General features: G+C 62.2%; 22 protein-coding genes. 12 read left to right on the forward strand and 10 right to left on the reverse strand.

What is annotated here, in order from left to right; genetic code table 11:
* The first annotated feature begins 108 nt into the window (after positions 1 to 108).
* Positions 109 to 411 (forward strand): Dabb family protein, encoded by a 303-nt coding sequence (locus GYK42_RS10195; protein WP_166447411.1) that lies wholly within the window; start codon positions 109 to 111, stop codon positions 409 to 411.
* Positions 412 to 530: 119 nt separating this feature from the next.
* The gene (locus GYK42_RS10200) at positions 531 to 1,529 is read left to right on the forward strand and encodes an NADP-dependent oxidoreductase (RefSeq protein WP_166447412.1); all 999 of its coding nucleotides are present in this window, start codon (positions 531 to 533) and stop codon (positions 1,527 to 1,529) included.
* A 73-nt stretch (positions 1,530 to 1,602) separates the two neighbouring features.
* Here the strand turns inward: GYK42_RS10200 and GYK42_RS10205 are convergent, their stop codons facing one another.
* Complete coding sequence (locus tag GYK42_RS10205) at positions 1,603 to 2,799, reverse strand: FAD-dependent oxidoreductase (protein ID WP_166447413.1); 1,197 nt, start codon at positions 2,797 to 2,799, stop codon at positions 1,603 to 1,605.
* Between the two features lie 125 nt (positions 2,800 to 2,924).
* On the opposite strand from GYK42_RS10205, the gene GYK42_RS10210 reads away from it, so the two are divergent.
* Both GYK42_RS10210 and GYK42_RS10215 read left to right on the forward strand, forming a co-directional pair.
* A complete protein-coding gene (locus GYK42_RS10210) occupies positions 2,925 to 3,725 on the forward strand; it encodes an AraC family transcriptional regulator (protein ID WP_166447414.1) in 801 nt (266 codons plus the stop codon).
* Between the two features lie 68 nt (positions 3,726 to 3,793).
* The gene (locus GYK42_RS10215) at positions 3,794 to 4,219 is read left to right on the forward strand and encodes a GNAT family N-acetyltransferase (protein ID WP_166447415.1); all 426 of its coding nucleotides are present in this window, start codon (positions 3,794 to 3,796) and stop codon (positions 4,217 to 4,219) included.
* A 49-nt stretch (positions 4,220 to 4,268) separates the two neighbouring features.
* Here GYK42_RS10215 and GYK42_RS10220 read toward each other — a convergent pair whose 3' ends face one another.
* From GYK42_RS10220 to GYK42_RS10260, 9 genes are all read right to left on the reverse strand, one after another.
* Positions 4,269 to 5,279: an ABC transporter permease subunit gene (locus GYK42_RS10220; RefSeq protein ID WP_046682756.1), complete on the reverse strand. Its 1,011-nt coding sequence runs from the start codon at positions 5,277 to 5,279 to the stop codon at positions 4,269 to 4,271.
* A 36-nt stretch (positions 5,280 to 5,315) separates the two neighbouring features.
* The gene (locus GYK42_RS10225; protein WP_166447416.1) at positions 5,316 to 6,815 is read right to left on the reverse strand and encodes a sugar ABC transporter ATP-binding protein; all 1,500 of its coding nucleotides are present in this window, start codon (positions 6,813 to 6,815) and stop codon (positions 5,316 to 5,318) included.
* Between the two features lie 83 nt (positions 6,816 to 6,898).
* Positions 6,899 to 7,834 carry an ABC transporter substrate-binding protein gene (locus GYK42_RS10230; protein WP_138829099.1) on the reverse strand — a complete coding sequence of 312 codons (936 nt, stop codon included), beginning with the start codon at positions 7,832 to 7,834 and terminating at the stop codon, positions 6,899 to 6,901.
* Between the two features lie 55 nt (positions 7,835 to 7,889).
* Entirely contained in the window at positions 7,890 to 8,840 is a 951-nt protein-coding gene (tal, locus tag GYK42_RS10235) for a transaldolase (protein ID WP_166447417.1), read from the reverse strand.
* Between the two features lie 2 nt (positions 8,841 to 8,842).
* The gene (gene xylB / locus GYK42_RS10240; protein WP_431190167.1) at positions 8,843 to 10,327 is read right to left on the reverse strand and encodes a xylulokinase; all 1,485 of its coding nucleotides are present in this window, start codon (positions 10,325 to 10,327) and stop codon (positions 8,843 to 8,845) included.
* 31 nt (positions 10,328 to 10,358) lie between these two features.
* Entirely contained in the window at positions 10,359 to 11,366 is a 1,008-nt protein-coding gene (locus tag GYK42_RS10245; RefSeq protein WP_072453547.1) for a LacI family DNA-binding transcriptional regulator, read from the reverse strand.
* Positions 11,367 to 11,648: 282 nt separating this feature from the next.
* Positions 11,649 to 12,386: an NRDE family protein gene (locus tag GYK42_RS10250; RefSeq protein WP_166447419.1), complete on the reverse strand. Its 738-nt coding sequence runs from the start codon at positions 12,384 to 12,386 to the stop codon at positions 11,649 to 11,651.
* Entirely contained in the window at positions 12,377 to 12,667 is a 291-nt protein-coding gene (locus GYK42_RS10255; RefSeq protein ID WP_166447420.1) for a DUF4936 family protein, read from the reverse strand. Before GYK42_RS10255 ends, GYK42_RS10250 begins: the two co-directional genes overlap by 10 nt.
* A 7-nt stretch (positions 12,668 to 12,674) precedes the next feature.
* Positions 12,675 to 13,781, reverse strand: coding sequence for a YgfZ/GcvT domain-containing protein (locus GYK42_RS10260; protein ID WP_166447421.1), 1,107 nt, complete (start codon positions 13,779 to 13,781; stop codon positions 12,675 to 12,677).
* A 176-nt stretch (positions 13,782 to 13,957) separates the two neighbouring features.
* On the opposite strand from GYK42_RS10260, the gene mltG reads away from it, so the two are divergent.
* The 8 genes from mltG to GYK42_RS10300 all read left to right on the forward strand — a co-directional run bounded on the left by mltG (position 13,958) and on the right by GYK42_RS10300 (position 20,509).
* On the forward strand, positions 13,958 to 14,944 hold the full coding sequence (mltG, locus tag GYK42_RS10265; protein ID WP_166447422.1) for an endolytic transglycosylase MltG: 987 nt from the start codon (positions 13,958 to 13,960) through the stop codon (positions 14,942 to 14,944).
* Positions 14,945 to 14,968: 24 nt separating this feature from the next.
* Positions 14,969 to 15,610: a dTMP kinase gene (gene tmk, locus GYK42_RS10270; RefSeq protein ID WP_166447423.1), complete on the forward strand. Its 642-nt coding sequence runs from the start codon at positions 14,969 to 14,971 to the stop codon at positions 15,608 to 15,610.
* Between the two features lie 15 nt (positions 15,611 to 15,625).
* A complete protein-coding gene (locus tag GYK42_RS10275) occupies positions 15,626 to 16,654 on the forward strand; it encodes a DNA polymerase III subunit delta' (RefSeq protein WP_070218347.1) in 1,029 nt (342 codons plus the stop codon).
* 90 nt (positions 16,655 to 16,744) lie between these two features.
* Positions 16,745 to 17,131, forward strand: a complete 387-nt coding sequence (locus GYK42_RS10280; RefSeq protein ID WP_166447424.1) for a VOC family protein — start codon at positions 16,745 to 16,747, stop codon at positions 17,129 to 17,131.
* A gap of 56 nt (positions 17,132 to 17,187) precedes the next feature.
* Positions 17,188 to 17,820 carry a carbonic anhydrase gene (locus GYK42_RS10285; protein ID WP_166447425.1) on the forward strand — a complete coding sequence of 211 codons (633 nt, stop codon included), beginning with the start codon at positions 17,188 to 17,190 and terminating at the stop codon, positions 17,818 to 17,820.
* Between the two features lie 65 nt (positions 17,821 to 17,885).
* On the forward strand, positions 17,886 to 18,665 hold the full coding sequence (locus GYK42_RS10290) for a TatD family hydrolase (protein WP_166447426.1): 780 nt from the start codon (positions 17,886 to 17,888) through the stop codon (positions 18,663 to 18,665).
* A 16-nt stretch (positions 18,666 to 18,681) separates the two neighbouring features.
* A complete protein-coding gene (locus tag GYK42_RS10295) occupies positions 18,682 to 19,332 on the forward strand; it encodes an ankyrin repeat domain-containing protein (RefSeq protein ID WP_166447427.1) in 651 nt (216 codons plus the stop codon).
* Positions 19,333 to 19,585: 253 nt separating this feature from the next.
* On the forward strand, positions 19,586 to 20,509 hold the full coding sequence (locus GYK42_RS10300; protein ID WP_046682741.1) for a methyltransferase domain-containing protein: 924 nt from the start codon (positions 19,586 to 19,588) through the stop codon (positions 20,507 to 20,509).
* Positions 20,510 to 20,594: the final 85 nt, after the last annotated feature.

Below are 20,594 nucleotides of genomic sequence, written 5' to 3' on the forward strand. Positions count from 1 at the left end.
TGCGGGCGGCTTCCAGGGCCGCCCGTTTGCATTGCGCGCCCGGTTCCTGCAAGGCGCGCCGATAGCGGTTACAGTAATGCTTCATTAATAAACAAGCAGCCTGCCGCCATGATCAAACACATCGTTTTCTGGAAACTGTTAGACCACGCCGAGGGCGCCGACCGCGCCACGAACGCCTTGAAACTGAAAGCCCTGCTCGATTCCTGTTCCGACCTGGTGCCCGGCATATTGAAATTCGAAGCAGCCGTGGCCCAGCCGGGCCTGGAAGCGACCTACGACATCGTCCTGTACAGCGAGTTCGCCAGCCGCGAAGCGCTCGATGCTTACCAGAACCATCCCGAGCACGTGAAAATCAGGCCGTTTTTTGGGGCAGTGCGGGAAGCCCGGCAATGTATGGACTACGAAGTGTAATGACAGCGTAAATCCGGGGTCAGTCGCTTCGCGATCGGAATGCGTCCCATTGGGACGCATTCCCCCGCCGGGTCTGACTCCGGTCTTCCGCTGATTTTATCTATCGACAAGGAGCATTCATGACCACCTACCAACGCATCGTCCTCGCCTCGCGCCCCGCCTCCACGGAGGAAGTGCAGCCGGCGCATTTTCGTCTGGAAACTCAAGATATTCCCGCCATCACGGATGGCCAGTTGCTGGTGCGTAACCAGTACTTGTCGCTCGACCCGTACATGCGCGGGCGCATGAGCGCGAATAAAAGCTATGCGGCGCCGCAGGCGATTGATGAAACCATGATAGGCGGCACGGTGGGCGTGGTGCTGGAATCGAAGCATCCGAAGTTTGCCGTGGGCGACACCGTCGTGGGGACTTTGGGCTGGACGGAGGTGGCCGTATCGGATGGCACGATGCTGCGCAAGGTCGACACGACGCACATTCCTGCATCCGCCTACCTGGGTTCCGTCGGCATGCCGGGCATGACGGCCTGGTATGGCCTGAGCCAGATCATGGCGCCGAAGTCGGGCGAAACCGTGGTCGTGTCGGCCGCCAGCGGCGCCGTGGGCAGCGTCGTGGGCCAGCTGGCAAAATTGAAAGGCTGCCGTGTCGTCGGTATCGCGGGCGGTGCGGAAAAATGCCGCTATGTTGTCGAGGAACTGGGTTTTGATGCCTGCGTCGACTACAAGGCGGGCAATCTTGAGGCCGATCTGGCGGCGGCCACGCCCGACGGCATCGACGCCATCTTTGAAAACGTGGGCGGCGCCATCTTCGATGCGGCGCTGGCGCGCACCAATGCGTTTGGCCGCGTGGCTGTGTGCGGCTGGATCGCCGGCTACAACGGCGAGCCGACGCCGCTCGACAATGCGCGCCTGATCCTCACCAACCGCCTGACCGTGCGCGGCTTTATCGTTTCCGAGCAGCCGGAATTCTGGCCGCAGGGACTGGCGGAACTGGGCAGCCTGGTGGCGACGGGCAAGCTGAAATTCCGCGAATCCGTGGCCGATGGCCTGGCCAGCGCGCCGGAAGCCTTCATCGGCTTGCTGAAAGGGCGCAACTTCGGCAAGCAACTGGTGAAGTTGTAAGCGGGCTGTTTTGAAATGACCTGGTGCGCCGCCAGTTCCTTGCCCGGCTGCGCCCGGTAGCACAGCAATGCTTTTAATAGATCGGCAGCGTGAAATCCTCGTCTATCCTGCGCGCCCTGGTCTTGGCGTTCGGTTGCAACAGCGACTGGATCAGGGCGCTGCCGACGCACTGTTGCAGCAGATGCGCGATGGCTATGCCGAACCGCGTCCGTACGTGCATGAGCCGGATGAGGCGAGGGCTCAGCTCCCGCTGTGTACGCTCGGCATACGGGCGAAGGATGCGTTCGTATGCATCGAACGCCTGGGTGTGGCTCGCGCGCCTCTTGATTTCTCCCGCCAGCACGTAGGCTCCCACCAGCGCCAGGGCCGTGCCCTTGCCCGTGAATGGCGTCGGGCAGTGCGCCGCATCGCCCAGCAAGACCAGTCGGCCTTTTGACCAGGTGGAAGCTTGCACCTGGCTCATCGGCCCGAAGTAGAAGTCCTGGACGTTATCAAGCTCGGCGATGATACGATCGGCCACCTTGCCCCGCCCCACCAGTGCCGCCCGCAGCGTCTCGCGCGGCGACGGCGTCGTCGGACTGCGCAGGCCAGGCTCAGCGGCAGGAAAGGTCATCAGCACGGTAGTTTCAGTCAAGCCACCTGGCCTGAGGTTGATCATCGTCCCGCCAATGCCGTTGACGGAGCAGGCCCAGAAGTCGTCTTCAGGCCGCCGGGGAATGTTGAAAAACGCCATGTAGGCGCCGAGGTAACGCATGCGCGTTTCAGCGGCCAGCGCCAGGTCTCTGGTCGGCGAGCTCACGCCGTCGGCGCAGATCACCAGTTCGAAGTCCTCTGCCGTGCCATTGGCAAAGGTTGCCCGCACGCCATTTTCAATCTCTTCAACGCCACTGACGGACGTGCCAAAACGGTATTCGCAAGTGCCGTGGGTCGCATCGAACAAAATACGGGCGAAATCGCCGCGGAGGATTTCGAAATCGCAGGTCAGTCCACCGATACTACCTTTGGGAAAAACAGCCACCACCTTGCCGGCTTCGTCGAGCCACTTCTGTCCGCATTCCAGCGTGTTGCGCGCCTCGACCTGTTCCGTCAAACCCATGAGCTTGATGACCTGCTGCGCGGCATCCTTCACATCGACGTTCTGTCCGCCGACCCTGAGCGCGTCGGCCTTTTCAACGAGCACCACGGAATAGCCATACCTGCTCAGCCACCAGGCACACGCAGGGCCGGCGATGCCGCCGCCGCAGATCAGGATTTTCTTCGTTTGTTCCATGTGACAGCTTCCGTGGTTGTGATTTCAGCGTCCATGTTAGGCGCGCCACGTGCTGGTCACAATGAGCCAACAGGCCATGTTATATTGAATTCTTGCCACTGATTCTGACCCTTGAAAGGTACCCGATGCCTGTTTTCAGCGACGACTCGTCCAGCGACTGGGAAGATCCCGACTCCGTGCCAAGGCCGGTGGTTACGCTTGGCGCCGTTGGCCGGGAGATGGATAGCCACAAGGAGGCGGGCTTCCATCAGCATCGAAAAGGCCAGTTCCTGCTCTGGATGCGGGGCGTGCTCACCTGCGAGGTCGACGGCGGCTTCTGGCTGGTGCCGCCGGGGAGCGCCATTTGGGTACCAGGCGGCACACAACATCGAATGGATGGGGCCGGCACGGTCGATTGTTATGTGGTGTATGTCGATCCTGCGGTGGGCGACGCGTTGCCGCGGGAGTGCTGCAGCTTGTCGACCACGCCGCTGCTGCGTGAATTGGTGATCCGTTCAGCGGCATTGCCAATGCGCTATGAAGAGGGCGGCATGGCGTCACGCGTGATGACACTGCTTCTCGACGAAATGGCGTTGGCGCAGCCCGGCCAGGTTCATCTTCCCCTGACGCCAGACAAGCGGCTACGCAAACTGGTCGAGTGGATCATGGCGCGTCCGTCCGATCCAGGCAACATCGAATCGTGGGCGCAGCGGATGGGCATCAGTGCGCGCACGCTGTCACGCCTGGTGTCCCGGGAAACCGGCATGAGTTTCGGACGCTGGCGCAGGCAACTGCATATCCTGCTCGCCTTGCAATGGATGGCCAGGGGTGCCACGGTCCAGCATGTCGCAGAGGGCCTGGGCTACGAAAACGCGAGCAATTTTGTCGTCATGTTTCGCAAAATACTCGGTGAAACACCTGGACGTTACTTGAAATCGAACGCTTGAGCCGCACCGCCTGCCAAGGCGTGGCGCGCCGTGCGACAATGGCGGCCCCTCTCTTATTGCCGCATGCCATGACCAAGCACACCATCCGCCTCGGCGACTGGGCCACACTGGGCCCCGACGCCACCGCCATTCGTTTTGAAGTTTTCGTCGATGAACAGAAAGTGCCGGCCGAGATCGAACTCGACGACATGGACACCGTCTGCCTGCACGCCGTCGCCTATGACGATGCCGGCAACGCCATCGGCACGGGCCGGCTATTGCCAGACGGCCACATCGGCCGCATGGCCGTGCGCCAGCCGGGCCGCGGCAAGGGCGTGGGTGGCGCCATTTTGACCTTGCTGATGGAGAAAGCCCGCGAACGCGGCGATGCAGCGGTGGTGCTGAACGCACAAACCGTGGCTGCGCCATTCTATGCGCGCCACGGTTTCGCGCAGCAGGGGGAGCAGTTTGAAGAGGCGGGGATTGCGCATGTGGAGATGCGGCTGGTGTTCTAGGGTGTTGTCGGATTACGCGCGTAGCGCTAATCCGACAACACCAGCACAATCAGTTCTGCGCGTGCGACTGGCGCCATTTGTCGAGGATCACGGCCAGCACGATCACGACACCCTTGGCCACATACTGCCAGAACGACGACAGGCCCAAAATCGTCAAGCCATTGTTCATCACGCCGATGATCAGGGCGCCGATGACGGTGCCCCAGACGGAACCCACGCCGCCCATCAGGCTCGTGCCGCCCAGCACGACGGCCGCAATCGCATCGAGTTCATAGCCCGTGCCCCAGTTGCCGTTGGCCGCATACAGACGGCTGGCCGACATGGCGCCGCCCAGGCCGGCGAACAGGCCGCTGATCGTGTAGACAAACATCAGCACGAGGCCGACCTTGATACCCGTCAAACGGGCCGCCTGGATATTGCCGCCGACAGCGTAGATATGCAGGCCCAGGGTGGTCTTGCGCAGGATGAACCATGTCAGCACGACGACGGCGGCCGCCAGCCAGATCAGCCAGGGCACGGCCAGGAAGCTGCCGTTACCCATCCATTCGAAGCTTGGGATTTCCGTGTTCAGCACGCTGGTGCCGTCAGCCAGCAGGTAGGCCGCGCCGCGCAGGGCTGTCATGGTGCCCAAGGTCACTACGAAGGGGTTCAGGCCGACGAGGGCGACGAGCACGCCATTGAGCGCGCCCAGCAGCAGGCCGACGATGATGAAAGTGGGGATCGAAAAGCCGGCGAACTGGGCCGACAGCGACATCAGCATGCCTGCCACGGCCGAGACGGCCAAGACGGAACCGACGGACAGGTCGATGCCGCTGGTCAGAATGACGAAGGTCATGCCGGACGCCAGCACGATGTTGATCGATACCTGGCGGAAGATGTTCATGGTGTTATTGCTGGTCATGAACGTCGACGTGCCGTCGGCCGAGAAGTACACGGTCAGGCCATACATGGCCAGGTACAGCACCACCAGCACGGGCAGCATGCCCAGGCGGCGCATCAGGTTCGAGGCATTGAAGGGTTCGCCGGCGCGTGCGGCGCCGCTGGTGGTACTCGTTGTCATGTTAATTCTCCTGAATAATTATGCTAATGCTTATTTTTATGCCGCTTCCAGATGGGTGGCATAGGCAAGGATGTTTTCCTGCGTGATATCGTCGCCCGTCACTTCGCCCGTCAGGCGTCCTTCGCACATCACCATCACGCGGTCGCAAATACCGACCAGCTCGGCCAGTTCGCTGGAAATGCACAGCACGGCCGTACCCGCATCCGCCAGCTGGTGGATGATCTTGTAAATTTCGCTCTTCGCGCCCACGTCCACGCCGCGCGTCGGTTCGTCGAGGATGAGGACTTTCGGGGCGATGGCCAGCCAGCGCGCCAGCAAGACTTTCTGCTGGTTGCCGCCGGACAGTCCGCCCACGATGCCGTCCGGTCCCGACACTTTCACATTGAGGTTGGCTATCGCCTCGCGCGTGAGCTGGGTCAGGGCGCCACGGTTGACCACGCCCGCCGTCGCATGCTTGGACAGGATATTCATCGACATGTTTTCCATGGCCGACAATTGCATGAACAGGCCCAGGCTCTTGCGGTCTTCGGGCAGGTAACCGATGCCGTGGCGGATGGCTGCCAGCGGCCGGTGGATGTGCACTTCCTGGCCATCGAGCCACACTTGTCCCGTTTGTTTCTTGTCGGCGCCAAAGATCAGGCGCGCCAGTTCCGTGCGGCCCGCACCGACGAGGCCGGCAAGACCCGTCACTTCGCCCGCATGCAAGGTGAACGAAGCAGGCTTGACCTTGCCGCCGCCCACGTTTTCCACGCGCAAGCGCTCGGCGCCCCGCGTGGTGCGCCGCTGGTGCGAATAAAAGTCGTCGGCGGGGCGGCCCACCATCATTTGCACGACTTTCTTTTGATCCAGTTCATCCTTGCCCAGCTCGCCCACATAGGCTCCGTCGCGCAGCACCGTGATGCGGCGCGCCAGGCGTTCCACTTCGGCCATGCGGTGGCTGATGTACAGCACGGCCAGGCCCTTGTCGCGCTGTTCTTCGATGATGCGGAATAATTGTTCTGTTTCCCGGTCGGACAGGGCGGCAGTGGGCTCGTCCATGATCAGGATGCGGCTTTCGTGCACGAGGGCGCGGGCGATTTCCACCTGCTGCTGCTCGGCGATCGACAGGGTAGCGACCATGGTGTCGGCGTCGAAACGGGAACCGAGGTCGGCCAGGATGGCGTTCGTGCGCGCACGCATTTCGCCGCCCTTGACGGTCCAGAATGGTCCTTTCGGCTCGCTGCCCATGAAGACGTTCTGCGCCACCGTCATGTTCTTGGCCACGCTGAGTTCCTGGTAGATCAGGTTGATGCCCAGCGCGCGTGCCTCGCCCGGGTTGCGGATGCGGATCGGCTTGCCGTCGAGAATGATCTCGCCCGCGTCCGGCGTGTAGACGCCGGATAAAATCTTCATCAGGGTGCTCTTGCCGGCGCCATTTTCGCCCATCACGGCATGGATTTCACCGCTGCGCACCGTCAGGTGCACGCCGCGCAGCGCGCGCGTGGCGCCAAAGCGCTTCTCGATGCCGCGCATTTCAAAAATAATATTGTCGCTCATGACTGTCCTTCCTTGCTTTTGAAACTGTTGCCCGCCCTTGGGCCGGGGCCGGGGCGGGCAACACGTGGTTCAGGTCAGGCAGATCAGTTCTTTACCCAGCCCGTATAGGTGGCGACGTTTTCCTTGGTGATGGCCGGGGTCGGCAACAGCACCATCGTCTGTTTTGGCGTGCGGCCGTTCATGATGTCGTAGCCCATCTGCACGGCGTCGGTCGCCATGCGGTACGGGTTTTGCGCCGAGGTGGCGGCGAACAGGCCAGCCTTGTTCTTCAGGGCGTTCTGGCCATCGGGCGCGCCATCGACGGCCGTGATCAGTTTCACGTCCGTGCGCTTCGATTGCTTGATCGCCAGTTCGGCGCCGATACCGGTCGGATCGTTGATGGCGAACACGCCGTCGATCTTCGGATAGGCCGTCAGCAGGTTCGACATCACGGTCATGCCGCCGTCGCGGCTGCCGCCGGCGTTCTGGTTGTCGGACAGGATCTTGATGTCCTTGAACGCAGCCAGGGTTTTCTTGCAGCCGTTGACACGGTCGATCACGGACGTGACCGGCGGGCCGTTCAGGATCACGACATTGCCCTTGCCGCCGATCTGCTTGGCCAGGTATGCGCACGACACGTCGCCAGCCATGGTGTTGTCGGACATCACGGTGGCCGAAGCACCTACGGCGCCTACGTCGACGGCGATCACGACCACGCCCGCATTGCGCGCTTTCTTGATGGCAGGGGCGATGCCCTTGGAATCGACGGCGTTCAGGATGATGATGTCGGTCTTGTTGGCAATAAAGTTTTCAATCTGGTCCACCTGGGTGTTCAAGTCATACTTGCTGGAAACAGTGGTGACTTTCACGCCAGGGCCGCCCAGCTTTTTCGCGCTTTCTTCCGCGCCGCGGCCAATGGCGACAAAAAACGGGTTGGCCAGGTCGCCCACGCTCACGCCGATGGATTTCAGCGGTTTGTCAGCGGCGAAAGCGCCGCAGGCGGCGGACAACAGCAGGGAGGCGGTAATGACTTTTTTCATGTGGATCTCCAAGGGTTTTTATTGTGAAAAACAAACGGTGCTACGGGTGAAAAACTTATTGATTACGTAATTTCTCGATCATGGCGTCCAGCTTGCCCGCATCGACGGCAAAGCCGCGGATGCCTTCGGCCAGCTTTTCGGTGGCCATCGCGTCGTCATTCAAGGCGTAGCGGAAAGCGGCCTCGTCATACGTGACGGCCGGCTGTGCCGCGCCCAGGTCGCCGCCCAGTGCGCGCTCGAACGGAGCGTCAAGCGCTTCCAGCTTGGCCAGCAGGTCGGGGCTGATGGTCAGCAAGTCGCAGCCGGACAGGGCCGTGATCTGGCCCACGTTGCGGAAGCTGGCGCCCATCACTTGCGTGGCGATGCCATGTTGTTTGTAGTAATTGAAGATGCGCGTTACCGACTGTACACCTGGATCGTTGGACAGGCTGCGCGCCGCTTCGTCCCATGCCGCACCCATGGACTTCTTGTGCCAGTCGTAGATGCGGCCCACAAATGGCGAAATCAGGCGCACTTTCGCGTCGGCGCAGGCGACGGCCTGGCAAAACGCGAACAGCAGGGTCAGGTTGCAAAAGATGCCGTCTTTTTCCAGCTCGCGCGCCGCCTGGATGCCTTCCCAGGTGGCGGCGACCTTGATCAGCACGCGCTCGCGACGAATGCCGGCTTGCTCATACAGGGCGATCAGGCGGCGCCCGCGGGCGATGGTGGCGTCGCGGTCAAAGCTCAAACGGGCGTCGACTTCCGTCGATACGCGGCCCGGCACGACCTTCAAAATTTCCAGGCCGAAGCGCACCAGCACCTGGTCGACGATATCGTCCAGCGATGCATGCTTGTGGGCGGCGACAGTGCTTTCCAGCAAGGGTGCGTAATCGGGCTGCAGCACGGCTTTTAAAATCAGCGATGGATTGGTGGTGGCGTCCTGCGGCGCGAAGCGCGCCAGTTGCAGGAAGTCGCCCGTGTCGGCGACGACGGTGCTGTACTGTTTTAATTGTTGCAGCTGATTCATTACTATTCCTTATCACTGAGTTGGTGCAAGGCTTGCACGGCGGGAAACAGGCTACGGTAGCGACCATAGCGGATGCTCAAGGCTGCGCTGTGCGCGGCATCGGGCAGGAAAGTGTTTTTGATGGGCAAGCTGGTGGCCAGCAACTGGCGCTGGCCGATGGCGGCAAAGCCCAGCTTGGCCGCGCCTAGGCTGGCCGACAGTTCGCTGTTGTGCAGGGTGCGCATTTCCCGGCCCAGCACATTGGCCAGCAACTGCGCCCAGTACTGGCTGCGCGCGCCGCCGCCCACCAGCATGCAATGGGGAACGACGGCGCCCGTCGACGTGACGGCCGCCATGGCGTCGCGCAAGGCGAAGGCCACGCCTTCGAGTACGGCATAGCCGAGCTGCGCCGGCGTGCTGTCGTGGCCCAGTTGCAGGAAGGCGCCGCGCACTTGCGGGTCGTTATGCGGCGTGCGCTCGCCCGACAGATAGGGCAGGAACAGGGGCGCGGACGGCGCGACGGGGGCGTCGAGCGGCAAGCCCGTTTCCACCAGCGCCAGCAGGGCTGCCTCGTCGGGCTGGCCCAGCACGCCCGTGGCCCAGCGCAGGCAGCTGGCGCCGGACAGGATCGCGCCCATCGCATACCAGCGGCCGGGCAGGGCGTGGCAAAAGCTGTGCACGCCGCCGGCCGGGTTGCCCAAAGGCGCTTCGGTGACGGAAACGATGGCGGCGCTGGTGCCCAGCGAAATGAAACTGTCGCCGCCGTTGACGGCGCCGATGCCCACGGCCGAGACGGGATTGTCGCCGCCGCCGGCCGCCACCAGCACGTCCGATGGCAAGCCCAGCTTGTCTTCGACGGCGGCCAGCACCGTGCCCGTGGCGGCATCGCCTTCGGCCAAGGCCGGCATCTGTTCCGGCGCCAGGCCGCAGGCGGCCAGCATGGGGGCGAACCAGGCACGCTTGGCCTCGTCCAGCCACAGGGTGCCGGCCGCGTCGGACATGTCGGTGACCTTGTTGCCAGTCAATTGCAGGCGCAGGTAATCCTTGGGCGACAGCAGGCAGGCGATGGCATTGAAAGCGTCAGGCTCGTGCGTTTGCAGCCACAGCAGTTTCGGCGCCGTCAATCCCGCCATGGGCAGGCTGCCCGTCACGTCCGCATAGGCGGGATAGTCGCGCGCCAGGCTAGCCGCTTCGGCTTCGGCGCGCGCATCGTTCCACAGGATGGCGGGACGAATTACATTGTCGTTGCTGTCGAGCAGCACGGCGCCATGCATCTGGCCCGACAGGCCGATGCAGGCGATCTGCGCGTATTCCTGCGGCCAGCCGGCGCGCAGCTGGCCCAGAGCGTTGACGCAGGCGGCCCACCAGTCTTGCGGCGCTTGTTCGGACCATCCCGGCTGCGGGCGGCTGGTGTCGATGCGCACGGAAGCCTGGCCGCGCACGGTGCCAGTGCTGTCCATCAGCACGGTTTTCAGTTCGGAGGTACCGAGATCGATACCGAGGGAAATCGCTGGATGCATATTGATCTACTGTAAAAGGTCAGGGGCAGCCGCAGGAATTGCGTACGCGCAGGGTCGGCGACAAGCGCTGCACGTGCCTGGCGCGGCCCGGGTTGGCGATACGGTCGATCAGCAGGTCGACGGCCATGGCGCCCAGCTCTTCGAGCGGCTGCGCCATCACGGTCAAACGGGGGCTGAAATAATCGGCCCAGTCGAAATCATCGAAGCCTGCCAGTGACACGTCTTGCGGTACCGCAATGTGCGCATCGCGCAAGGCGTGCATGGTGCCGATGGTCATCAGGTTATTGCCGGCAACGATGGCCGTGGGACGCTGTCCTGCGGGCAGGGCCAGCAATTCGCGCGTGGCCGCGCCGCTGCGCTCCAGATTGGAGTCGCCAGAGCGCAGCAGTGCGGGGTCAAAGACGATATTGGCGCGCTGCAAGGCCAGACGATAGCCGTCGATACGCTCGTCCGTCGTGGACAGGCCGGGCGCGCCCGCGATGAAGCCGATGCGGCGGTGGCCGTGGACGGTGATCAGGTGGCCGACCAGTTCGGCCGTCGCCTCGATGTTTTCCACGCCCACCTGGTCGAACGGCTGCGCCGACATGCGGTCCACCAGCACGGAAGCGATCTTGTTGCTGGTCAAATAGTCGAGCGTGCGGTGATGCGTGTCGCCGGAAGGCGCCAGCACGATGCCGTCGACCCGGCGCTGGTGCAAGTTCTGCACCACTTTCAATTCCTGCTCGGGATCGTCATGCGTATCGGAAAACAGCATCATCAGGCCATGGCGCGTGCAGGCGGCCTCGATGGCGCGCACGGTTTCGCTGAAGTAATGATTGGTGAAGGCGGAAATGGCCACGCCGATGGTGCCCGACGAGGAGCCGGCCAGCGCGCGCGCCAGCATGTTGGGCACATAGCCGATCTGCTGCATGGCCGCATTGACGGCGGCGACGGTTTTCGGGCTGACCTTGCGGGTGCCGTTGAGCACGTGAGAGACGGTCGACAACGATACGTCCGCCGCCCGCGCTACATCTTCCATGGTGGCCATGGTGTCTCCTGATGGTTTTATTATTATTGTGTGCTGCGATTGAGTACGGCTGTGTCGCCGCGTTTGAATCTATCGTAAACAAAAGAAAGCGCTTGCGCAAGCGCTTTCTTTTTTGTGCGAGCGGATGGATATAGGTTTTTTGATGCGAGTCGGGATGCGAGCGTAGGTCGGATTAGCGCGCCGCAGGGGCGCGTAATCCGACGTCGGGAACGGCGGTGATGCCGGTTGAGTGTGGCGGTGTTGTCGGGTTACGCGCTTGCGCGCTAAGCCGACCTACCCGACCTACTGTATCACCAGCTCATGCAGTTCGCCGGGAGAATCCGGGAATAATTTGACGACGGTGGACGTGCGCGTGCCGTAGCCCGGCGTTTCGATGCAGACGGCGGACAGCACGCGCTCGAGGTCGAGCGGCACGCCCGTATCCGGCAAGCGGAAGTCGGGCGCGCGCGTGGTGTCGGCCAGCATGTCGAAATACGCTTCGTCGGGCGCGCCCTGGCACAGCAGGCTGGCGAACTGGGCCTTGGTCTTCAAGACCTTCGGCCACGGCGCGTCCAGCAGAGCGTTCGACAGGCCGTAGATGCCAGGCTCCAATGGTTGTCCATTGCGCGCATCGCCATCGCCCCGGTTGGAAAACCAGATCAGGGTGTCCGCATCGCCCAGCACCAGATTGAAACCGTTATAGGCTTTGCATCCGGGGCGGATTTGCGCGATGTAGTCTTGCGGCGACATGTTGCCGGCCAAATAGTCGGCTACCAGGGCACCGCGCGAGGGGGCGTCGGGGTTGCGGTCTTGCGGGCTGCGGATATTCGTGATGGCGGCAAAGCGCGAGCTGCCGCTGCCGGCCTGGGTGATGCCCATCCAGCTGCCGCCCGCCTGCAGGTCGCGGCCCGCATACACTTGCGGGTGTTCGGGCCAGGCGCGGGCGGGGGCGCTGGCGCGTTCATAGAATTCGTCGCGGTTGGCGGCGGCAATCAGCGGGATGTGCGGATTGACTTTCCAGGCAAAAACGATCAGGCACATGGAGGCAAATCCATGAACACTTCCGTATGGCGCGCGCCAGCCGTCAACGACAGCAAGCCCGCTTCGTCGGATGCGCTGGCCAGCAGCTCGGCAAAGCCTTCGCCGACGACAGGGTAGATTTCCATCCACGTCTGCAAGCCATCCTTGGCGTCAGGGCGGCGCTTCAGTTGCGGCGCCACGCCGGACGCGGCCGCCAGTTTCGCCTGCATGGCGCGGACCCTGGCTTCCAGCGCCTGGGCGTGCTCCTCTTTTACCTGATAGTAAACGTACAGATCTTTCATGGCATTCTCACAAGTCGAGTGCGTCGAGCACGTAAGGCATGGGCAGGAACTGCACGGCAGCGCCCTGGGCCGAGCCGTAGCGCACGGCGCCGGCGGCGCTTGAACCTTCTGCTATCGCCCCCAGTTTCATTTCAACGAGGGCGTCGATGCCGCCCACGCCATTTGGCGCGGCGTTGACGACCATGCCGCACGGTTGCTCGGGATCGCTGACGGCGAACAGTTCGCCACCGGCGGCGACGGTTGCATCAGCGATCCTGACGAGGGTGGTGCGGCGCTTGAGCTTGCCCAAGTACTGGCTGCGCGCGACGATTTCCTGGCCCGGGTAGCAGCCTTTCTTGAAATTGACACCGCCCAGCAGCTCGAAGTTGACCATTTGCGGCACGAACTGCTCTTGCGTGGCGGCCGTGATCTGCGGAATGCCCGCGTGGATTTCCGACAAATGCCAGGCGTCATTACCAGCCTTGGCGAGAGTTTCGGCCAGCTGCGGCCACACGTCGCGCGCCGTGGCGGCCGACGTCAGCCATTCATAGCGGGCGCTGCCAAACGCATCGGCCACGCGCAGCAGGGCGCCCAGTGCATGCTCGACCTTGCTGAACGGCGTGGCGGGCAGCGTCGGGAACCAGGCGGACAGGGCCGCGCTGGCCTTTTGACCGCCGAGGCCCAGGACGACTTGATTGGCATCGTCAGCGGACGCATCGTGCAGCTTGGCCTTGGCGCGCAGCACGAACATCTGCAGGCGCTTCTGGATGGCCGGCTGTATGGCGCGCGGCAATTGCAGATAAATGGTGGTGGCGTTGCGCCACATCAGGAAACTGGCCAGCAAGCGGCCCTTCGGCGTGCAGTAGCCGGCCAGGCGTACTTGCTCCTGGTTCAGGTGTTCCACGTCGTTGGTCAGCTGGCCGTGCAGGAAACTGGCTGCATCGTCGCCGTTCAAGCCGATCAAACCCTGGTCCGTGATGGCCGCGACAAAACCTTCTTGCAGCTGGGGCACTGTCAGGGACTGGCCGAAATCTGCGACAGGGGAGTTTGCGGTGCTGTCAGGCGCGCCATCAGTGACAGCGGGGCGGGCGCCTTGGGCGGTTAAAAATTGATTCCAGTTATTCATAATTTCCATTAGATCAGCGATTAAGCATTATCATTACGGGTTCATTATAGTGATGTCGCGCAGATTGCGTCGGCAACGGCAAGATTGCCAGTGTTGGCGCCGCTTTGCGCGCACTTGCTTCACAAATGAACGATCATAACAAGCGCGCGTTGCCTGCCAGCGAGCGCATCACAAGAATCGGAACAATGGCTTTCTTTAAAAAACTTGTAGTCAGTTCAGTCATCGCCGCCATCGGCGTGGGCGGTACTTTTGTGTACTGGGCGCAGCAGCCCATCACCATCGACGGCGAAGCGATCCCGTTTACGATCAGCCCGGGCAGTGGCGCGCATGCGGCAGGCCAGCAGATCGCGGACGCGGGCGTGCCCATCGTGCCCATCCTGTTCAATATGCTGGCGCGCATCGAAGGCAAGACTTCGAAGATCAAGGCCGGTTCCTACGAATTGAAACCGGGCACCACGCCGCAGCGCCTGATCACGCAGCTGGCGCGCGGCGAGTTCGCGCAAGAGTCGCTGACCATCATCGAAGGCTGGACCTTTAAACAGATGCGCCTGGCCATGGCCAACCACCCGGGCCTCAAGCACGATACCGCAGGCCTGTCCGACAAGGAACTGATGGCGAAGATCAGCCCCGAATATGTGCTGCCGGAAGGCCTGTTCTTCCCGGACACGTATCTGTTCGCCAAGGGCGCCAGCGAAATGCAGATTTTCAAGCAGGCGCACACGGCCATGATCGGCCGCCTGTCCGAAGCGTGGGACAAGCGCGATCCGGCCTTGCCATATAAAAACCCGTACGAGGCGCTGATCATGGCTTCCATCGTGGAAAAGGAAACGGGGCAAAAGTCCGAGCGCGCCATGATTGCCGGCGTGTTCGTCAACCGCCTCAAGACGGGCATGCTGCTGCAGACGGACCCGACCGTAATCTATGGCATGGGCGACAATTACCAGGGCAAGATCCGCAAACGCGACCTGGAGGCGGACACCCCGTACAATACCTACACGCGCGGCGGCTTGCCGCCCACGCCGATCGCCCTGGCTGGCGCTCAATCGCTGACGGCGGCGCTGGCGCCGGCCCGCACGCAAGCGTTGTATTTCGTGGCGCGCGGCGACGGTACCAGCCAGTTTTCGGCCAACTTGCCCGACCATAACCGCGCCGTGAACCAGTATCAGCGTTAACATCATCACAAGATTAAGAGTTTCATGACACAACAATATCAACCCCGCTTCATCACCTTCGAAGGCATTGATGGCGCGGGCAAGTCGACGCATATCGGCTTTGTCGCCGACTACCTGCGGCAAAGGGGTGTGAGCCTCGTCTCGTCGCGCGAACCGGGCGGTACCAGCCTGGGCGAAAAGCTGCGCGAACTGCTGCTGCATGAAAAGATGCATCTGGAAACGGAAGCCTTGCTGATGTTCGCCAGCCGCCGTGAACACATCGCGCAAGTCATCGCACCCGCCCTGGAACGGGGCGAGTGGGTCATTTCCGACCGTTTCACCGATGCCAGCTTCGCCTACCAGGGCGGCGGCCGCGGCATGGACCTGGGCAAGATGGAAGCGCTGGAAGCGTGGGTGCACCCGCACTTGCAGCCGGACCTGACGTTTTTGTTCGACGTGCCGCTGGCAGTGGCCCGCGCCCGCCTCGATGCGACGCGCGCGCTCGACAAGTTCGAGCAGGAGCGATCGGACTTTTTTGCCGCCACGCGCAACGAATATCTGCGCCGCGCGGCCCAGTTCCCGGAACGCTTCCGCATCATCGATTCCACGCAAAGCATTGCCGACATCCAGGTGCAGCTCGCGCAATTACTTGATATTTTGCTCGAACAAAGCGTCGCAACACGCTGATTTACAAAGAATAAAATGACCAGTTCTCTCTATCCGTGGCAGCAGGACGCCTGGCAGCAATTGCAAGCCTTGCGTCCGCGCATGCCGCACGCCATTTTGTTCCATGGCGCGCAAGGCATCGGCAAGGCCGACTTCATCGAGCATTTCGCGCAGGCGCTGCTGTGCGAAGACGTGCGCGCCGACGGCCATGCCTGCGGCGCCTGCGCCTCGTGCGGCTGGTTTAGCCAGGGCAATCATCCCGATTACCGCCGCGTGCGTCCGGAAGCGCTGGAAGACGAAGTGGCCGACGACGGCGAAGAGGGCGAGGGCGCGAAGAAAAGCGCCAAGACCAAGACGCCGTCGAAAGACATCAAGATCGAGCAGATCCGCAACCTGGCCGACTTCATGAACATTTCCACGCACCGGCAAGGCTTGCGCGTGGTGGTGCTGTACCCGGCCGAAGCGCTGAACACGCCCGCGTCGAACGCCTTGCTGAAGACCCTGGAAGAGCCGCCGCCGGGCACCCTGTTCCTGCTGGCATCGAACAGCCTGGACCGCTTGCTGCCGACGATTTTGTCCCGCTGCCGCAAATTTGCCTTGCCCATGCCCAGCCACGAGCAGGCCTTGACGTGGCTCAAGGCCCAAGGCTTGAACGACGCGGACAGCTGGCTGCGCGAGCAGGGCGGCGCACCGCTGGCCGCGCTGGCCCAGTCCGAATCGGGCGGCCGCGAGGAAACGGAACAATTGCTGCAGGTGCTGGCCAATCCCGGCGTGGAAGCGGCCCTGAAGGCGGCCGACAAATTGCAGAAAGCGCCGCTGGCGCCGCTGGTGGCATCACTGCAGCGCTGGCTGTACGACGTGTTTTCCGTCAAGCTTTCGGGCACCATCCGCTACTACCCGCGCCACCGGCGCGAACTGGAAGCCTTGGCAGGACGCATCAACGTGAGCCGTTTGATGGCCGCCATCAAGGCAGCGAACGAGCGCCGAGCTATTGCCGAGCATCCCTTGTCGCCCAAGCTTTTCCTGGAAGACATGCTGCTCGATTACGCTTCAAGTTGCCAATAAAATTAATAGTTTATGGTGCTGAGTTAATGTAAATTCTCTCTTCGTCATTTGGTGTTACAGTCAAGGCAGTGGACAGCAATGGAGGCGTGCATGAAACGAGTCACTGGCATCGGCGGCATCTTTTTCCAAGCGCAAGACCCGGCCGCGCTGCGCGCCTGGTACCAGCGCCACCTGGGCCTGGACGTGCAGCCCTGGGGCGGCGCCGCCTTTAGCTGGACGGATGCGGACGGCCAGCCCACGGCCGGCACCACCATCTGGTCCGTGGCAGGCAGGGACAGCGAGCAATTTGCGCCAGGCAAGGCTTCCTTCATGATAAATTACCGGGTTGACGACCTCGATGCGCTGCTGCAAGCTCTGCGCGAGGAAGGCTGCACGGTGCTGGACAAGGCGCCCGACTCGGAATACGGCCAGTTCGGCTGGGTCATCGATCCCGAGGGCAACAAGGTGGAGCTGTGGCAGCCGCCACAGGGGCAGTAGGCGGAACCTGCCTCGTTCAGCGATAATACCGGCTCAGATAACGATCCCTATTTATTATGCGCGACATTATTGCTGGATTCCTACGCTTCCAAAAAGAGGTTTTTCCCGAGCGCCGCGAGTTGTTCAAGACCCTGGCCACGGGGCAAACCCCCAAGGCCCTGTTCATTTCGTGCTCGGACAGCCGCATGGTGCCGGAACTGGTGACGCAGCGCGAGCCAGGCGAACTCTTCGTGATCCGCAACGCGGGCAACATCGTGCCGTCGTACGGCCCGGAGCCGGGCGGCGTCAGCGCCACGGTCGAGTTTGCCGTGTCCGCCTTGAACGTGACCGACATCGTCATTTGCGGCCATTCCGATTGTGGCGCGATGAAGGCCATCGCCACCTGCGCCTGCCTCGATCACATGCCGGCCGTGCGCAGCTGGCTGCACCATGCGGACGCGGCGCGCATGATCAACGAATCGGTCGAGCATCCGACGGAGCAGTCGCGCATCGACGGCATGGTGCGCGCCAACGTGGTGGCGCAACTCAATAACCTGCGTACCCATCCTTCGGTGGCCCTGGCTATGGCGCAACACCGGCTGACCCTGCATGGCTGGGTGTACGATATCGAGAACGGTTCCCTCGACGCGCTCGACGAGTCGACCGGCAACTTCGTGCCGCTCGCGGAACATCCTGCATCGCAGCTGTGAACACCAGGGCACTTCGGTGCCCTTTCCCCTGCCAGTTTTCCTGTGCTCCGGTACAATCCCGCCTTATGTATATCGATTCCCATTGCCATATCAATTTCCCCGAGCTGGCTGCTCGCATGCCCGAGATCCTCGCCAAGATGGCCGAGAACAAGGTGACGCACGCGCTGTGCGTGTCCGTCGACTTGCCGGACTTTCCACAGGTGCTGGCCCTGGCCGAGCAGTATCCGCATATTTTTGCGTCCGTCGGCGTGCATCCCGACTACGAAGACACGCCTGAACCGTCCGTGGAAGACCTGGTGCGCCTGGCCGACCATCCGAAGATCATCGCCATCGGCGAGACGGGCCTCGATTATTTCCGCCTGACGGGCGACCTCGAGTGGCAGCGCGAGCGTTTCAGAACTCACATCAAAGCTTCAAGAATCACGCGCAAGCCCTTGATTATTCACACAAGATCGGCCAGCGAAGACACCATACGCATCATGCGCGAAGAGGGCGCTGGCGTGGCCGACGGCGGCGTGGCCGGCGTCATGCATTGCTTTACGGAATCATTGGAAGTGGCGCGCGCCGCCATCGACATGGGTTTCTATATTTCGTTTTCCGGCATCGTCACCTTCAAGAGCGCCAAGGATTTGCAAGCCGTGGCCCTGGAAGTGCCGCTCGAGCGCATTCTCATCGAAACGGATTCGCCGTACCTGGCACCCGTGCCGTTCCGCGGCCGCATGAACGAGCCGGGCTACGTGGCCCATGTGGCGGAATACCTGTCGACCCTGAAAGGCATCCCGCTGGCCCAGGTGGCGCAACAGACAACGGACAATTTCTTCAAATTATTCAATAAGTTGCCATAACTTCTTAAGGTCAGATATGATGAAAAAACTCGCCCTGGCGATGCTGCTGTGCTGTGCCGCCGCCAGCCAGGCGGCGCCGGAACCGGATGCCTTCTTCCGCGCCGTGTCCGTCAACAACGCCAGCGGCGTGCGCGACATGCTGGCCGAAGGCATGAACCCGAACCAGCCGGATGCGCAGCGCGGCGACATTCCCCTCGTGCTGGCCTTGCGCGACGATGCGGACCGGGTTTTCAGGCTGCTGCTCGACGCACCCGGCATCGACATCGAAGCCCGTTCGGCGAACGGCAACACGGCGCTGATGATGGCCGCCTATAAACACAAGCAGGACGCCGTGGAAGCCTTGCTGGCGAAAGGCGCCAAGGTCAACCAGAGAGGCTGGACGGCGCTGCACTATGCGGCCTCGGCGGGCGACTTGCCCATCATGAAGATTTTATTGGACCGCGATGCCGTCGTCGATGCGCGCGCCCCCGCCAACGTCACGCCGCTGATGTTTTCCGCCCGCGAAGGACAGGAGGGCGCCGTCAAGCTGCTGCTGTCGTGGGGTGCGGACGCCAGCCTGAAAAGCGACCATGGCTGGACGGCCGCGCAGTTCGCCCAGGCCGGCGACAAGCCGGGCGTGGTCGCCATCATCGAAGCGGCGCAGAAGGCGCGCGCAGCCAGAAAGTAATCTTCTGGCAATATTTTCCATGCCAGCGCTGAAACTGGCATGGAATTGCCTCTCACCTCAGCCCTTTGTTCTCCTTGCCGATTAACGATAATGATCGTGTCGCATTAATCAGGAGATACGTCGCATGGGCAATCACATCAACGTCAGGCGCCGGCTGTACTGTCGCCGCCCCTCGCGCAGCCCGTGCGATATCACTGCTTTCTGGAATGACAAAACCGATCGGCCATCGGAGCCAGACTCCAAGAGGACAGACATGCTGAATGAACGAGAAATCGAGAGTTGTTACCTGGGGCAATTTATCCCCGTCCATTACCACCACAATATGTTGATGGACCAGAACCGCATGCACGGGTTCAAGTCGGCGATCGATTACGCGGTAAAACCCGGCATGAAAGTGCTGGAGCTGGGCGGCGGCACGGGCGTGCTGTCGTGGTTTGCGGCCGCGCGCGCCGACAAGGTGTGGTGCGTGGAGTTCAATCCGGACATGGTCAAGGAAGCGCGCAAGATGCTGGCGCTCAATCCTAACGGTGAAAAAGTCGAGGTCGTTCATGCGGACGCCTTTGAATACCTGCCGCCCGAGCCCGTCGATGTGGTCATTTGCGAAATGATCCATGTTGGCATGCTGCGCGAAAAACAAGTGGAAGTGATCGAATCGTTCAAGCGCCGCTACCTGGCCCGCTTTGGCGGCCCGCTGCCGATCTTCCTGCCCGAAGCCGTCATCATGGCCGTGCAGCCGATGCAGCAGGAATACGATTTCGAAGGTTTTTATGCGCCCATCGTGCAATTCCAGGAAACCACGGCCATCCATCCTGGCGTGCAGGAACTGGCGCCGCCGTCCGTCTACAGCATCATCGACTTCAGCCAGCCGACGGACAGCGTGTTCGGCTTCGACGGCAAGTTCGTCGTAGAGCGCAGCGGCACCCTGAACGCCTTGCGTTTCGTCACCAAGAACATCCTGGCCGTCGTGCCCGAGCGCTCGACCACCATCGACTGGCTGAACCATTACATGTGCCTGCCGCTGGCCACGCCCATCGCCGTGAAGGCGGGCGACGTGCTGCAAGTGAGCTTCCAGTACCGCGCCGGCGGCTCGATTCCTTCGCTGGAAACGTCGATCCGCGCGCAGGTGATCTATGACGTGAATCTGCAGCCAGTCACGCAGAACGCCGTCTACGCATAAGTACCGTTGATCCAAAGGCAACGCCGCAGCGATTTCGTCCTGCGGCGTTTGTCCATTCAGGGTATATTTCGTCTTTTACCCACCG

The sequence above is a fragment of the Janthinobacterium lividum genome, assembly GCF_011601275.1.
Lineage (GTDB): Bacteria > Pseudomonadota > Gammaproteobacteria > Burkholderiales > Burkholderiaceae_D > Janthinobacterium > Janthinobacterium lividum_E.